Raw genomic sequence first — 16,041 nt, forward strand, 5'->3', positions numbered from 1 at the left:
CAGACTATAATAGAGGCATAAGGTCAAATAAGGTCAAATCAAAAAAGTGTTTGGCCGCTAATCAAACTGAAGGAGGTTTGATCTCATGCTATGCGATGAATGCAAGTTAAACCAAGCAGTGATTGAAATGAATGTGATGATTAATGGCCAACAAAGACATCTCCATCTTTGTGAGGAGTGCTATGCGAAAATGAAAAATAATTTCGGTATGCCGTCATTTTTTCAAGGCGGAGCTTCCCCATTCGATGATTTGTTTCGCAGTTTAATTCAGCCGTCCATGGCGTCCGGTGAAAATAAAGCCCAAGAAAATGGAATGAATTTTGATGGATTGCACGGCAATAATCAACATCCAGGCGGCAGATCCGGCGGTCGTAACGGACTTCTTGATCAAATCGGTAGAAATTTGACGGAAGCGGCCCGACAAGGAAAGATTGATCCGGTTATTGGCCGAGAACGTGAAGTTCAACTCGTGATCGAAACGTTGAACCGAAGAAATAAAAACAATCCGGTATTGATTGGTGAACCTGGTGTCGGCAAAACGGCAATTGCTGAAGGACTCGCTTTGAAAATCGTCGAAGGAAAGGTTCCGGCAAAACTGGCTAATAAGGAAATTTACCTTATTGACGTGTCGTCCTTAGTGGCAGGGACAGGTATAAGAGGCCAATTTGAACAGCGGATGAAACAATTGATGGCAGAACTGGAAAAGCGAAAAAATTGTATTGTATTCATTGATGAAGTTCACCTTCTCGTCGGCACCGGTTCTGCTGAGGGAAGCTCAATGGATGCCGGGAATATTTTGAAACCGGCCCTTGCGCGTGGCGAACTGCAAATTATTGGTGCAACCACGTTAAATGAATACCGTAAAATTGAAAAAGACGCAGCACTTGAACGGCGTTTCCAACCGATCGTGGTTAATGAACCGACTCAGGAACAAGCCATTCAAATCCTGAAAGGTATTCAATCGAAATATGAGAACTATCATCATGTACACTATACCGATGATGCGATAAAGGCATGTGTCACATTATCTGCAAGATATATTCAAGATCGCTTCCTTCCGGATAAAGCAATTGATCTGATGGATGAGTCCGGATCGAAGGTCAACTTGAATCTGACGCCTGTAGACACTGAGAGTGTTAAGACGAAAATTGCTGAAATCGTCAAGGCAAAAGAGGATGCGACAAAGCAGGAACAATTCGAGACAGCTGCCCGCCTGCGTGACCAGGAGCATGCGTACAAAAAACAACTGGAACAATTAGAAAAGATCAAGGCCAACGGCGCAGAATTGCCGGTTACTGGTAACGGCTCAGTCGTTGATGTTGAATTAATTCAGCAGATTGTTGAACAACGCACTGGGATACCGGTGCGCAAATTGCAGGCTGATGAGCAAAACAAGATGCGTAACTTGGCGGAACAGCTGAATGCAAAAGTAATCGGTCAGAAAGAGGCCGTCGAGAAAGTCTCTCGGGCGATTCGCCGTAACCGGACCGGATTCCGCAAATCGACACGGCCAATCGGATCCTTCCTGTTCGTCGGACCAACGGGCGTCGGAAAAACCGAATTGGCGAAGACACTTGCTGAAGAAATGTTCGGTGAACGCGATGCGATGATCCGTATTGATATGAGCGAGTACATGGAGAAACATTCGGTATCGCGTTTGATCGGTGCACCTCCGGGCTATGTCGGCCATGACGAAGCAGGTCAACTCACCGAAAAAATTCGCCGCAAACCGTACAGCATTATTCTGCTCGATGAGATTGAAAAAGCGCATCCTGATGTGATGCACATCTTCCTACAGATCTTGGATGATGGTCGCTTAACCGACAGTCAAGGCAGAACAGTAAGTTTCAAAGATACGGTTATTATCATGACCAGCAATGCAGGAATTAAGAATAGATCCGCATCCGTTGGTTTCGGCGCATCGAGTGATCGTGAAGACTTGATTAAGCAGCTCGAAGATTATTTCCAACCGGAATTTTTAAACCGTCTGGATGGAATTATCAAATTCAACGCGCTGAAGAGAGATGATCTGCTCGAGATCGTTGATTTGATGCTGAGCGACATCCGCAAAGCCGCCTTAGAACAAGGCATCACACTTGAAGTTACTGACGCTGCTAAGAAGAAACTTGCAGATTTAGGCTTTAGTCCTGAATTTGGTGCACGACCTTTGCGCCGTGTCTTAGAGGAAAAGGTTGAGGATCAGATTTCCGACCTGCTTCTCGACCACGGTGAAGCAAAGAAAATGACGGTTGACGAAGTAGAAGGTAAGATTAACGTTACAGCTGAATGATAACGTTTGAACGGAAAATCGTGTGAACCAAGTGTCACACGATTTTCTTACATATCAGTGCATTGTTAGCCTCTTCTTTCATTTGTTTGACAGAAGTAGTGAAACGTGGCAAAATGAAATACACAATAGAGCAATAAACGATGAAGGGAATCAGTAACCGGTCGAAAGGACTTGTGCAGAGAGCAGGCGGTTGGTGCAAGCCTAGCAGTCCCCGACGGTGAATTACCTCCCAGAGTTTCTTCTGCGAACGATACGATCGAGTAGTGGAAGACGGCCACAACCGTTATGAGTCAATTAAGTGATTGTTTGATAGATGAACAGTCATCGAGGATGGTACCGTGCGATCAGCACTCCTTATTTTTAGGAGTGCTTTTTATTTTTCCTGTTTAAAACAGGGATTTCCAGTCAAACTATTGATGAAAGGGTGTTTCCTTTATGGATATCATTGATGATTTAAAATACAGGGGTTTGATCAACCAAGTTTCAGATGAAGAAGCACTGCGTGAAGCGCTGAAAAAGCCAATGACTTTTTACTGCGGGTTTGATCCGACCGCCAATAGTCTGCATGCAGGAAATTTGCTGGTTATTGTCATTATGATGCGTCTGCAGAAGGCGGGACATCATCCAATTGCACTGGTAGGCGGCGGAACGGGGATGATCGGCGACCCAAGCGGGCGTTCAACGGAGCGACAGCTAAATACAAAAGAGGTCGTGCAATCTTATGCAGACAGCCTAAAGAAACAGCTGGATCATTTTCTCCACTTTAATGAAGGTAACGCAACCTTCGCGAATAATGCCGAGTGGTTAAATGAGCTTTCAACCATTGAATTTCTACGTGATGTCGGCAAATATTTTACACTTAACTACATGCTCTCCAAAGACTCCGTGCAAACGAGACTTGAATCCGGCATTTCATTTACCGAGTTTTCCTACATGCTGCTTCAATCATTTGATTACCTGAATCTTTATGAGAAGAAGGGCTGTCGCATGCAGATCGGCGGCAGCGATCAGTGGGGAAATATTACCGCTGGATTGGAATTGATTCGCAAACGCGGACATGAGGAACATGCGTTTGCAATGACCTTCCCGCTGATTACAAAGAGCGACGGCACGAAATTTGGAAAGTCGATGGGTGGAGCGATTTGGCTTGATCCTGAACGAACAACGCCTTACGAATGGTATCAATTCTGGATTAACGCTTCGGACGATGATGTCGTTAACTTTTTAAAATACTTTACCTTCCTTACTAAGGATGAAATCGAAACCCTCGCAAAAGAAGTTGCAGAGCATCCAGAGGAACGTAAAGCGCAAAAGACACTTGCACGCGAAATGACGATCCTGGTTCATGGTGAAGAAGCATTGAAGCAAGCAGAGCATATTTCACAGGCTTTATTCAGCGGGAAGGTGGCACAGCTCAGCGGGGCGGAAATTAAGCAAGGATTTAAGGATGTACCAACGTATCAAGCACCGCGTAATGAGCCGGTCAAACTTCTCGACTTGCTGGTGGAAGCAGGGGTTACGTCATCAAAACGTCAGGCACGTGAGGATATTACAAACGGTGCGATTTATATCAACGGAGTACGTCGAACCGACCTGCAGGATGTCCTGACCGAAGAGGATCGAGTCGACAACACGTACATTATTGTTCGTCGCGGCAAGAAAAAATACACACTGATTCAATTTTAAATGCAAGCCTCGTGCATAAATTCTACACGAATCGCACAAAATTGTATCGAAAAAGGAGCGATAACCACTGCTGAGTGGTATACTTCTATTAGTTGAAACAATTTAAGAGATTTGAATCTATGTTCGGCGACAAGGAGGACGTTTTCAATGAGTAACAAAGAAAAATGTTCATGCAGCGGGGCAAGTATCAAGGAAATGTTGGTTGGCGGAATGATCGGCGGTGCAATCGGGGCATCGATTGCTTTGCTTTTTGCACCAAAATCAGGCGCGGAAGTCCGTAAAGATCTTTCCGTAAAAGAATGGGTTGACTGCAGTGTTGATAAAGTGAAACAGACGGCTTCCAATCTGTTGAATAAGGACAATGAACCGTACAGTTGAGTTCAAATCTTAGCCATTTAAAAAGCTCTTCGCACAGATGTAATCTGCGCGAAGAGCTTTTTATGTACAAGAAGATGCATTTGATTGGGTGCCCCATCCTAATTATCCGACATGCTCCGTTGTTTTCGCCGGAAGTGTCAGACAGTTGAGCTGTCCGCCGAAGACGCAACCACCATCAATACCGATAATATTATTCTTGCCAAAGTAAACATCATATGAATCATGTGATTCATGTAAATTCACGGTCGGAGTATGTCCAAAGATGATTGTTTTGTCACCATGGTAGCCTTTAAAGAAGAGTTCACGAATCCATAAAAACGTGTCCTCAGATGTTTCACTGATTGGTTTCTCGGGATCTACTCCTGCATGGACAAAGAAATAGTGCTCGGTCTCAGCGTATATATTCAACTGTTGAATCCAATCCAAGTCCGATTGAAGCTCATCCGGCAGCGTTAGCGTTCCTTCTTGAATGCCTCGGTAAACGCTACCGATCGTTATGCCGTAACTTGCCAACGTCTGAGCACCGCCGTTAACCGCCCAATGGGATACAGCCTGTAGATTTCTACCGATCAAGGCTTTTTCCATCATACTTTCATGATTGCCTTTTAGCGCAATTGCTCCTTGCTTTTCCAGCGCTCGAGCCTTTTTAATCACCGCTTTTGGATTCGTTCCACGGTCGACATAGTCGCCCAGCAAGAAGAGAAGATCCTCCTCCATTGAATAATCAACTTTCTCAAGCAGTGCGTTGAATGCATCGATTTGACCGTGCATATCGCTCATAACAAGCAAGCGTTTGATTGTCTGCAAACCGATAACCTCACTTTCTATAACTATCATAGACAAGTTTTAGTCTATTATGCAACTATTGATAGAATGCTGTTGCTTTTCGATTGTAACGGAAAACCCCCGAAGCTTGGCTTAAGCTTCGAGGGTTGGTCGTGATTTTTCGATTTATTTATCTTCAGAATCATTGTTCTTGGCATCAATACCTGCATCATTCGTATCCGGCTGGATTTTTTGATCCGTATTGTAATTGATCTTCGATACATCTGGAGCAACGAAGCCCTTCGGTGTATAGAAACGGAGAAGATCACCATAGATGACTTTGTCCGAATAATCCAGCATTTTTTTTGCTTGCGTCTCATAAGGCTTTCCAACCGAAGGGTCAACTTTTGTACCGGTTGCATTGTCGTAAACGCTGCCGCCGACGATTGAATACTTATTGGTGATTACATCACCATTTCGAAATGGAACGATCTGTTGATGCTGTTTGGAAAACAGGTCGGTGCCGAATTGAACGTAATTTTTTGTGTTAATACCAAGCAGACTCATTAATGTCGGTCGGACGTCGACATCGCCTCCGTAGGTAGCAACCGTTCCACCGGCAACTTTAGGAATATGAATAAAAAGCGGTACACGCTGAAGCTGGGCGTTATCAAAAGGCGTAATTTGCTCTTTATTCAATACTTTAGCCATCGCCTCATTGTGATTCTCGGACAGACCATAGTGATCGCCATACATAATAACAATTGATTTGTCAAACAACCCTGCTTCTTTTAAATCATTAAAGAATTGTTCGACCGCTTGATCCATATAGTTTGCCGATTGAAAATAGTTGTCAACAACTTTGTCACCGAAGTCCCCAGGTTTGAAGGTTGTATCTTCGGGATCCATACCAAACGGGAAATGATTCGATAACAAAATCAATTTACTGTAAAAAGGTTGTTTTAAGTTTTTCAAATACGGCATCGTTTCTTGAAGAAACGGCTTATCTTTCATACCGTAATTCTTGGTGTTTTCCGAACTCATGTCGTAATACTTTGAATCAAAGAATCGCTCGTATCCAAGTGCTTTATACATCTGGTCACGATTCCAGAATGATTTCACATTACCGTGAAACGCTGCGGTTTCATACCCGTGCTGATCCATTATTGCCGGAGCAGCCTGATATGCATTCGTTCCTTTCATTTGAAAGACAGGTCCCTGGGAAAGCGGAAATAGTGAATTTTCCATCATAAATTCAGCATCGGATGTTTTTCCTGAGCCGGTTTGGTGGAAGAAGTTTTTGAAATAGGTCGTATTGTCGGCACCTGTCGTTAGCTTGTTCAAGAAAGGCGTAACTTCTGTTCCATCAGGCATTTTGTAATTAATGATGAAGCTTTGCAGGGATTCAAGGGAGATGTATATGACATTCATTCCCTTGCCTTTTGCATAATAGTCTGGATTCGGTGCTGCAAAATTCGATTTTGCAAAGTTTTGAATATCATTCATATCGCTGCTGTCAGCCATTGCCCTCTGAGCGTTTGAACGTGCATTTTGAATCGTATCGTAAATGGCAAAATTGTAGGCACCCAGATATTTCACGATATAGTTTCGGTCAAACGTTCTGCTGAGCAGTTCAGGACGATCGGTTTCGGCAAGGCTTAGGTTAACAATGAAAATCATGATCGCAGATACGAACACGGTAAAAATAGCACGAACATGCCAGCGCTCCATACAAGGCCGTGCGACTTTTAAAACAACTAACAAGAGAAGTATTAATGTATCTGTAAAGAAAAAGAAATCAAACGGACTCATCAGTGAGAGAATACTGCCGCCAAGATCACCGGCATTCCCTGTAGACTGAGTCATCGTTGAAAAAGTGATGAAATCGTTAAAGAAACGGTAGTAAACCACATTGGCGAAGAGCCAAAATGAAAGAATGAAATTAATAAAAATGAGCAGCCACTGCTGCAGACGGCCTTTAAAAATAATGGCAATACCTAGAAAGAGCAATGCTGAACTTAGCGGATTAATAAAAAGCAGGAATTGCTGCATCTTATCGGTTACGCCAAGGCTGAACTGAGTCAAATAGACAAAATAGGTTTTCAGCCAAAATAAAAAGACCGTGAGCAAGAAAAGCGCATATTTTTTCGATAACATACGTTGACTCACAGTTAGCAAATGCCTCACGTTTGTTCAACCTCCTAAGATTACATGAAAAGTGATCACATAGGGTAGTCTTGTCAAGTAATGAGTATTTAATCAATTATAATATGATTATATGGAAATTATTGATCCTCTGTTAAAAATGTGTAAAAAAAAGGACACTTCAAGCCTTAGATAATTTTATATCTTTTTGTGTAAAAGTCAAGAATCAGAAAGGTTTGCTGCGGGATGCGTGCAAAAAAGCGCGATTTGTGTTGAATGATCACTTAATCTAATATATAGGAAGAAAAAAATACGCATTCAAACGGAACGCAAAAAATGCACAAGGAAACAGCCCTTCGTGCATGACATGGAAGTTCATGGATTTGTCGCATTCGCGTTCGTCAAGAAAGGGAATCCTTTTCAGCGTGCGCTGCGCAATCGCTTCAATTTTTGCTCGTTTTTTTCAACATTTTTCAACAGAGAAGGATATCTCAAGAGAAGCATACTATAACGACCGAAAAGAAATCCTGCAATAAAGATGAAGTAAACAATGAAGCTGGACGATCCATTTAATGATGGGGTCAATGCGAGATAGTGGATGGAGATAAACTTAAGTATGGATCGGATCGGGATCGAAAGAAACCAAACGAATACAGACATTAACGATCTTGCTAAATACCATGCGCCATCACGGTTCAACAACGGCGTGTAGCGTCCTTGAATTAAACCAAGGATAAAAGAGAAACCTAGAGTAGTTATCATCATGCACCAATCGATAAGCGGTAACGGATGCATTGTGGACAGCGACAAACCGGCACATAAAAGCAAAGCCAAAGGTTGGCGGTAAAGCTTTGCTGTCAAAGGTTTTTCTCTTAATTGATTGAAGAAAACTGCGGCAATCAACAGTGTCCCCACAATGAAAAACATAAAACCCACCTCCACGCACGGTGTCTACGCGATAAATGTATGTCTTAAATGAATTGTCCTATTCCTTAGACCATGCAAAAGTTCTTTTTTTCAGGAAAAGAAAGTATAAGATTTTGCCCCATCTTCAAACCAATAGACCCGTGTCTTGACTATGAATCAAAGCGGAGGTACGAGACGCCTGCGGGAACCGCGTGAGGCCGCTGAAAAACTGTCGATTTTTTGATCTGAGAATTCTGGTTGGCGCAAAAAAGGACCACTTTTCGTCTGCGTTTTGACAAAAAGTGGTCCTTTTTCCCTTCTTTTTTATCTTTTTTCGTTGAGGATCTTCAGAATCCGCTTGAGATTGACTGCGAAGATCGTGGTCGCTCCCTGAATCTCCATTCCAAACAGACCCGCAGATGATGCTGTATCATACCCGTGTCTGTTTTTTAACTCACTGTTCTTCGCTTCTATTTTATAACGCGTTTTTGCCAGTGATTTAAATTGTTCCGTATTTTGAAATGCTTTCTGTTCTTTATGTTCTGTGGATTTAATCGTAACGTAATAAGACTTCGTTTTTGATCCTTCCTGATAACACCCCTCACGCATGGAACATACTTGGCATTTCGTTACATCGAACATATATCTTACACGCGGATTGACCTTTTTCGTTCCTTGTCTTCCATCGTATTTCTTTTTAAAAGCCATATGCCCTGCCGGGCAGACAAACATACCCGCATCTTTATTAAACTCAAATGCTTTTTTGCGCGTGCCTTGTGATACCACGGGGTGTAATTTTGAAACCAAAGCTATATGATTTGTTTTTGTATAGGTAATATTATCTTTTTCTGAGTAAGCCGTATCGCCAATGACCGTATCAATGGTCATCCCTGACTCCTTACTTTTTTCGATTAAAGGCTCCAGATAGTTTCCATCGCTCTTTTCGCCTGTCGTAATGACGGCCGCTGTAATAATACGTTCATCGCTCATCGCCAGATGTGTTTTATAACCAAAAAAAGAAGAATCTTTTGTTTTATGTCCGATCCGAGCATCGGGATCATTCGAAGGGTTCATATGTTCCTTAAAATCTTCGACACTCTCTTTGAGGACATTTAACTTTTCTTTAACCGCAGGCAGCGCGGTGATTTGCGGTTCGGTTTCAAGGGTGGAAATGAGTTGATGACAGTAATCTAATTCCTCGTTGATTTCGTTAGATGTATTCTTTTCTGGAAATTTTGGTTTCATGGATGCATCCAATTGATAGACGGCTTTGCGAACATTTTTAGATTTCTCTCGTAGAAATTCGATCGGTGATTTTTGGTTATAACGCGCTTTTGTATGGGTGGCATCAACAATAAGCGTTTTACTTTTAATAATTCCTTTTTCAAGCGCAATCTCAACGGTTTTCCCAATAAGCAGATCTAACAATTTAACGTCCTGAAGACGTTGCCTACGAAAATGCGTTAACGAACTTGAATCAATGACGTCCTCCTCAGGGGCCATGTTGAGGAAATATTTAAACGACAGGTCATATTTAGAACGCTCGACTAAATCGTTATCTGATAAATCATGAATCGTCTTTAATAATAAATATTTGAACATTCGAATTGGAGAGATCGCTTTACGCCCATTATCAAGACAATATTTTGTTTTCAATTCATCATAAATGAATGAAAAGTCCACGAGTTCATTGATTTGACGAAGCATATTATCTTTTGGGACAACAAGATCGTAGAGTGCTGCATAAGGGCTAAGGTTGAGTGTTTCTTGATTTGAGAGCATTGAGTTACCACCTATATACGTTGATAGCTCCATTATAAAGGAAAAGGGCCGTTGAATGTTTGATGAATCAAACATTCAACGGCCCAATGAATAGGTTGGACTTTTTCAGTGGCCTCAACCGCGTGCCAGCGAGACCCCGCAGATTTCTGTTTGTCTGAGGAGGCTCGCGGTGCGCCCGCGGCAAGCGAGTAACCGAAGCGGCGATTCAGCACCGAAAAGACAGGAGACCATCATACATGTATGAAGAAACTTTCCTAAAGGAACTTTCCTAAAGGAACTTTCGCTAAGTGCGCATACGTCCTGTATGCAACGCGAAAGTCATCACATCCTGTGAAAGTACGTCCTGTATGCAACGCGAAAGCCACCGCATCCTGCGGAAGTAAGGACCGGGCGTATTTTGCCCGGTTTTTCTTACAGGATAAGAAAGTATATGATTTTGACCTGTCTTCAAACCAATAGCCCAGTGTCTTGGCCGAGAAACAAAGCGGAGGTGCGAGACGCCTGCGGGAACAGCGTGCCAGCGAGACCCCGCAGATACCTCTACCTGTCTGAGGAGGCTCGCGGTGCGCCCGCGGCAAGCGAGTAACCGAAGCGGCGATTCAGCACCGAAAAGACACTAGTCCATCACACATGGTTGGAGATTAAGGACCGGGCGTATTTTGCCCGGTTTTTCTTACAGGTAAAGAAAGTTTATGATTTTGCTTTGGTGTAGAACGATAAGCGGCAATTTCATCAATAAGAGTTAGCTCGAGACACGAAAGCGCGAGACGCCTGCGGGAACAGCGAGCCAAGGAAGACCCCGCAGATCAATTGCGTGTCCGAGGAGGCTTCCGGATCGCCCGCGGCAAGCGAGCAGCTGGAGTGTCGTTTGTGCACAAGGTGATGAACAAAGCCCGAATGGAAGGCGGAAGTAAGGACCGGGCGTATTTTGCCCGGTTTTTCTTATATATACAGGGAAGTCAAACGCTTTTCTCTGAAAAAAGAACGATTTCGGGATAAATCGTTCTTATATTACAATTGTGTTTCATTACGACATATAAGCTTAATATCTGTTCGGAATATGACGGTGCTATAATAAAAAAGTCGATAGAACAGATGAAATGAAACAATAATGAACAACAGAAAATAGAACAAAGAGATCTATTGTTTTGGGGAGGAACTAGGCCGATCATGAAAATGGACAAGAAGAAAGCGACCGTGACACTGGCACTGACGTTCGGACTGACATACTCTACTTTAGCACCAAATGTTACATATGCAGCACCAAATCTTGCAGAAATTAATAGTAAAACTGCGGCACAGCAATCATTGAAAGCGCAGTTGACGAAGCAGCAGAAGAAGATTCAAAACGAATTGGATGCAATGAATAAGAAGCAATTGAACCTCACAAGTCAAATTAGTGACGGGCAAGCTAGAATCAACAAAACAAATGATAAAATTGGTGTGCTGAAAGCGGAGATCTCTGAGATAAACGAACGCATTGAACAACGTAAAGATATCCTGAAAGATCGTTTGGTTTCCATCTATAAGAACGGCGGTTCAGTAAACTACATCGATGTGTTATTTGGTTCAAAAAACTTTGGTGACTTTATTGATCGAACGGTCGCATTGACAACCATTACAAATCAAGATCAAAAGATCATTACAGATCAAAAAAATGATCAACTTGCTGTAAATCAGAAAAAGGAAAGTATCGAAAAAAAGCAGGCAGCTAACGTTGCTCAATTGGAAAAAATGAAAAAAACGCTTGCTGAAGTTGTTGCTCTCCAAGATCAGAAAAAGATTGCGGCCAAAGCGCTAGAAAGCAAACAAGACGGTGTATCCGCACAACTTGCATCCTTGGCAAGTGCGGCGGAAGACTTGAAACGTGCGGCCGTTAAGCCTGTTTCTTATTCCACTTCAAACGACTCGGTTTCCAAATCGAGTTCAGATGCTTCGGATTCAAATGAGTCAAGCTCAAATAATTCGGGGTCAAATGAGTCATCAACGACAAAATCGGCAGATAAAGCAACGCGCAATGGAGGGGCTTCAAACGACTCGGATTCCAGTCAAAGTCAATCGGTTGGTTTGTCCGCATCCGTCGCTACCGGCGGTATTTCTGGTATTCTCAATTACGGAAACCAGTTTATTGGTCGTTCAACTTATGTATTTGGCGCTTCGAATCCTTCAGCAAGACAATTTGATTGCTCCGGTTTTGTCCATGCAGCATTTGCAGCCAATGGAGTCGGAGTTGGACGTAGTACCGGTGCGCTAGTAAGTCAGGGACGAGCAGTCAGCTTTAGCAGCGCGCAACCTGGCGATCTTGTTTTCTTTAATACGTATAAAACCAACGGACATGTCGGTATTTATCTTGGCGGCGGTCGTTTTATCGGTTCCCAAAGCAGTACTGGTGTTGCCATTGTGAGCATGAGCAATCCTTATTGGAAGTCTAAATTCAGCGGTGTTGTACGCAGAATCCTTAATTGAAGGTTCATTTGTTCGATTACCATATAGAAAAAGTTAGGCGCGAGAATATTTATTCTCGTGCTTTTTGTATTTTCAGAACGATGAGTGAGGCGGATCGCGGCTGTTTCGCTACAAAAAAGATGACAGGTGTCATTCCCTTTTTATGATTACTGGAACTAGTTGTAGGGAAGCGTGTGACGTAAACTTCATTATAGAAGCTCATGATTATTTAATCGAGTGAAGTGATGGAGGAAAGCTTATGACTCTTTTTCCAATGACAAAACATTTTTTACGTGTAATGGTGTACTATAAAGTCAATTTTATTTTCAGTTTTGGCGTGCCGCTTGTATCGATCATTTATTCATTACGCAAATATATTTTTCGACATCCTGAACAAAAAGAAACGATAGAACTAATCATCTTTTGGATCAGCTACATGATTGTACTCTATGCATTGATGGATAGCGGATCTGCACTCGTACGATTGCGTGAAGAGCAATTTTTAAAAATGTTCCTCTTTATTTCCAGAAACAAATGGAAAGTGATTATGGCACGGTTCTTTTCGCATCTGATTGTGCTGACCGCGTCTGCTGTACTGTTCGACTTGATTGCAAGTATCCTTTTCTCGTTACCGTTCGGCACACTCATTGGAATAACCGCTGTTATGATCTGTGTTTGCGTTATTCCTGTTTACAGCCTGTTTTTGCTTTTTGCTGCACTACCGTTTCGGCAGGAAACCATTCAACCCATTGTTAACTTGCTTATATTCTTTTTCCTTATTATTACTCTGAATCATTTTTCAGGTACGACTACCTTCTTCAACGTTTTACTGCTCCTTACTAATCCAATGAATTATGCATTTGATGTTGGCTTGACCTTTTTATCGTTTCTATCTTCAAATGATGCACCACCGGTATCTTGGCTGCTCTTGCTATTGATATCCTGTATTTACTTAATCATCGGTTTCGTTTCAATCATCAATATGAAAATCCTGCCAATCTTTAGAAATTGAGGTGAGTATGATGAAGATTCGACATTTAACTTACAACTACCCTAAAAACCATAAGCTAATCTTTGACAATCTGTCCTTATCCATCGTTCCTGGGAAAGTTAATGTTTTGATCGGGATGAATGGAGAGGGAAAAACAACACTTTTTGATATTGTGTCTGATTTAGTTAAAACCGATGCTGAAATGAACGATAGGGTACCGATTAAGGATATTTTATATCAAATACAAGGGGTCCCCATTCTTAGTACGATTAATGGCAAATCTCTCGCTGAATTAATTCTGTGCTCAAGTGGACAGTATCATTTGAAGGATATAACTCCGAAGCTCTTTGAACCTCTCTTGGGCAATGATCCGGACTCAGTACGAAAAATTGCATATCTTTGGAGGATGCAATATGGTAAAATGTCCCCGGGCGAGCGCCGTTGGATCACAATATTACTCTATTGTCTGATTAATAAATCCCTGTATCTGTTTGATGAACCAACTGCTGGAGTCGATCGTTATTCTGCCAATCAAATTCTCAGACAAATACAAATGCTTAATAAAAGGAAGAAAAAAACAATTTTTATTGCAACGCATCAAATTGAGGACGTGGCGTACTTCTCTCATTTTCAGATTCATGTACTCGCTCACGGTCAAATTGTGCTATGCGAAGATCAGGACAATTGGATTAAGGAAGCAAAGAAAAGTAAATTACCCTTTCTTAAGGCGTGCATTAATGATTTAATCCGCTGCAGAACTGAATGAATCGACGAGATGGAGGTGCTTATATGAAACTCTTTCCAAAATCGGTTGGGCCCTATCCCTATCTCTGGATGCTGATTATTTTTCCACAATTTTTTTATAATGCCTTGCACGTCGATCACTTGACGAATCGAATGATCACAGTAATGGCAGGAATCATTCTGATCTATGTCTTCCGACAGATGTATTGGCTCGACCACAGCGCATTACTCATCCATTTTCAGATTTGTTTGGCGGCGCTGTGTGTGAGTAGTGTCATTATCGACCCATCGATGATGTTTTATGGCCTTGGCTTCGTATTTTTGTTCGGTTATATTGAACGTGTAAGAGATTTAGTATTGGGCATCGTCAGTCTCACGCTTGTCTACATCATTGTCTCGGCAATTTCTGACGGTTCTCCGATTGCTTTCATTAGAAAATACCAGTTCATTCTTTTTATCATTCAGGCCGTTATTCCCATTGCCGTATTTTTATATGAACGAACGCGGAAGTTGCATCATCAATTAAATCAAGCGAATGAACAGATTGTGAGCTTGGTTAAAGAACAGGAACGAAATCGTTTTGCACGTGATCTCCACGATACATTGGGGCACACATTGACCATGGTTATCCTCAAATGTGAATTGGCCACGCGACTCATGGACAAAGAAAGTGATCAAGCAAAACTGGAACTGTCTGAAATTGAAGCGATTACCCGGACAGCACTGCGGCAGACACGAGAACTTGTTACTTCAATTAAATATCGATCTTTGCAGGAAGAACTCGATGATACGAAGCGGTTTCTTCAAAACAAGAGAATATCGGTATCGGTAGATTCTCCAGAAAGTTGGCCGCAACTTGGAACAAAAAGTGAGACAATGCTGAGTCTTGCGCTCCGAGAAGCCGTTACGAATGTTGCCCGGCACAGTGATGCAAAACGATGTACGATTAAAATTATGGTTCAAAATCAGAAATTTTGTCTTGTGGTTGACGATGATGGCGTTGGCTTTGAGGGAGATGGATCAGCGGGAAACGGACTGCATACCATGCAGGAACGAATGATGTTGATCGGTGGATCTGTTGAGTTCGTTAAAAAAGAACCAGGGACTACACTACGATTTCAATTGCCACTGAAGAAGAGAAAGGTGGAAGCCGGCACATGCGAATCGTGATTGCAGAGGATCAAGGCATGCTGCGTGGAGCGCTTGTCCAATTACTTGATATGGAAGAGGACTTTTTGGTCGTTGGACAAACGGATAACGGTGATAAAGCGCTGGCGCTTATAGAGGAAACACAACCAAATCTAGTTATTGCTGACATCGAAATGCCAGGTATGAGTGGCTTGGATTTGGCGGAGCAACTGAAGAATTGCAAGAGCCAATGTAAAGTAGTCATTGTAACAACTTTCGCACGTCCTGGATATCTTGAACGTGCGATGAAAGCAAATGTTTCCGGTTACATATTGAAGGACGAACCGATTAATGACTTGATGGATCATTTACGGTTGATCGACAAAGGCGGAAAATTCATCAGTCCTGAACTTGCAGCATCCTTTTATTTTTCTGAAGAAAATCCTTTAACGGATCGTGAGTGCGATTGTTTGCGTCTCGTATTATCCGGCCATACCACCAAACAAATCTCCGATATTTTATTTCTTTCGCAAGGCACAGTACGCAACTATTTATCAACAGCGATGCAAAAATTGAACGCAGGTTTACGCATGGAAGCGGCGAAAAAAGCTCAAGACAACGGCTGGCTTTGAGCCGGGAAAGTAGCGCTTTTCTCGCAGGATAAGAAAGTATAGGATTTTGCCCTGTCTTCAAGCCAATAGACCCTTGTCTTGGCTAAGAATCAAAGCGGAGGGGCTCTGGCGCCAGCGGGATCGCGTTTAGTTGATGCGTGCCAGGCGAG

12 protein-coding genes and 1 other annotated feature are annotated in these 16,041 nt (G+C 42.5%); of the genes, 8 read left to right on the plus strand and 4 right to left on the minus strand.

The window, feature by feature from the left end:
* The first annotated feature begins 85 nt into the window (after positions 1–85).
* The 3 genes from K7399_RS03325 to K7399_RS03335 all read left to right on the plus strand — a co-directional run bounded on the left by K7399_RS03325 (position 86) and on the right by K7399_RS03335 (position 4,354).
* A complete protein-coding gene (locus tag K7399_RS03325; protein WP_028976069.1) occupies positions 86–2,290 on the plus strand; it encodes an ATP-dependent Clp protease ATP-binding subunit in 2,205 nt (734 codons plus the stop codon).
* 131 nt (positions 2,291–2,421) lie between these two features.
* Positions 2,422–2,648: a binding site (T-box leader), on the plus strand.
* Between the two features lie 77 nt (positions 2,649–2,725).
* Complete coding sequence (tyrS, locus tag K7399_RS03330) at positions 2,726–3,976, plus strand: tyrosine--tRNA ligase (protein WP_028976068.1); 1,251 nt, start codon at positions 2,726–2,728, stop codon at positions 3,974–3,976.
* A gap of 147 nt (positions 3,977–4,123) precedes the next feature.
* A complete protein-coding gene (locus K7399_RS03335; protein WP_028976067.1) occupies positions 4,124–4,354 on the plus strand; it encodes a YtxH domain-containing protein in 231 nt (76 codons plus the stop codon).
* A gap of 102 nt (positions 4,355–4,456) precedes the next feature.
* On the opposite strand, the gene K7399_RS03340 is transcribed toward K7399_RS03335, so the two are convergent.
* The 4 genes from K7399_RS03340 to K7399_RS03355 form a co-directional block, all read right to left on the minus strand.
* Positions 4,457–5,152, minus strand: a complete 696-nt coding sequence (locus K7399_RS03340) for a metallophosphoesterase family protein (protein WP_028976066.1) — start codon at positions 5,150–5,152, stop codon at positions 4,457–4,459.
* A gap of 153 nt (positions 5,153–5,305) precedes the next feature.
* Positions 5,306–7,276 carry a lipoteichoic acid synthase gene (ltaS, locus tag K7399_RS03345; protein ID WP_037562903.1) on the minus strand — a complete coding sequence of 657 codons (1,971 nt, stop codon included), beginning with the start codon at positions 7,274–7,276 and terminating at the stop codon, positions 5,306–5,308.
* A 408-nt stretch (positions 7,277–7,684) separates the two neighbouring features.
* Positions 7,685–8,191, minus strand: coding sequence for a hypothetical protein (locus K7399_RS03350; RefSeq protein ID WP_028976064.1), 507 nt, complete (start codon positions 8,189–8,191; stop codon positions 7,685–7,687).
* A gap of 303 nt (positions 8,192–8,494) precedes the next feature.
* A complete protein-coding gene (locus K7399_RS03355) occupies positions 8,495–9,952 on the minus strand; it encodes an IS1182 family transposase (RefSeq protein ID WP_028977206.1) in 1,458 nt (485 codons plus the stop codon).
* 1,170 nt (positions 9,953–11,122) lie between these two features.
* On the opposite strand from K7399_RS03355, the gene K7399_RS03360 reads away from it, so the two are divergent.
* The 5 genes from K7399_RS03360 to K7399_RS03380 all read left to right on the plus strand — a co-directional run bounded on the left by K7399_RS03360 (position 11,123) and on the right by K7399_RS03380 (position 15,892).
* Positions 11,123–12,418, plus strand: a complete 1,296-nt coding sequence (locus tag K7399_RS03360; RefSeq protein ID WP_028977670.1) for a C40 family peptidase — start codon at positions 11,123–11,125, stop codon at positions 12,416–12,418.
* Between the two features lie 238 nt (positions 12,419–12,656).
* The gene (locus K7399_RS03365; protein ID WP_028977671.1) at positions 12,657–13,409 is read left to right on the plus strand and encodes a hypothetical protein; all 753 of its coding nucleotides are present in this window, start codon (positions 12,657–12,659) and stop codon (positions 13,407–13,409) included.
* Positions 13,410–13,416: 7 nt separating this feature from the next.
* Complete coding sequence (locus K7399_RS03370; protein ID WP_223362477.1) at positions 13,417–14,154, plus strand: ATP-binding cassette domain-containing protein; 738 nt, start codon at positions 13,417–13,419, stop codon at positions 14,152–14,154.
* Between the two features lie 23 nt (positions 14,155–14,177).
* Positions 14,178–15,302 (plus strand): sensor histidine kinase, encoded by a 1,125-nt coding sequence (locus K7399_RS03375; RefSeq protein ID WP_051578044.1) that lies wholly within the window; start codon positions 14,178–14,180, stop codon positions 15,300–15,302.
* Entirely contained in the window at positions 15,290–15,892 is a 603-nt protein-coding gene (locus K7399_RS03380) for a response regulator transcription factor (protein WP_028977672.1), read from the plus strand. The genes K7399_RS03375 and K7399_RS03380 overlap by 13 nt, the downstream gene beginning before the upstream one ends.
* Positions 15,893–16,041 lie beyond the last annotated feature (149 nt).

This window comes from Sporolactobacillus terrae, assembly GCF_019930545.1.
GTDB classification, from domain to species: domain Bacteria; phylum Bacillota; class Bacilli; order Bacillales; family Sporolactobacillaceae; genus Sporolactobacillus; species Sporolactobacillus terrae.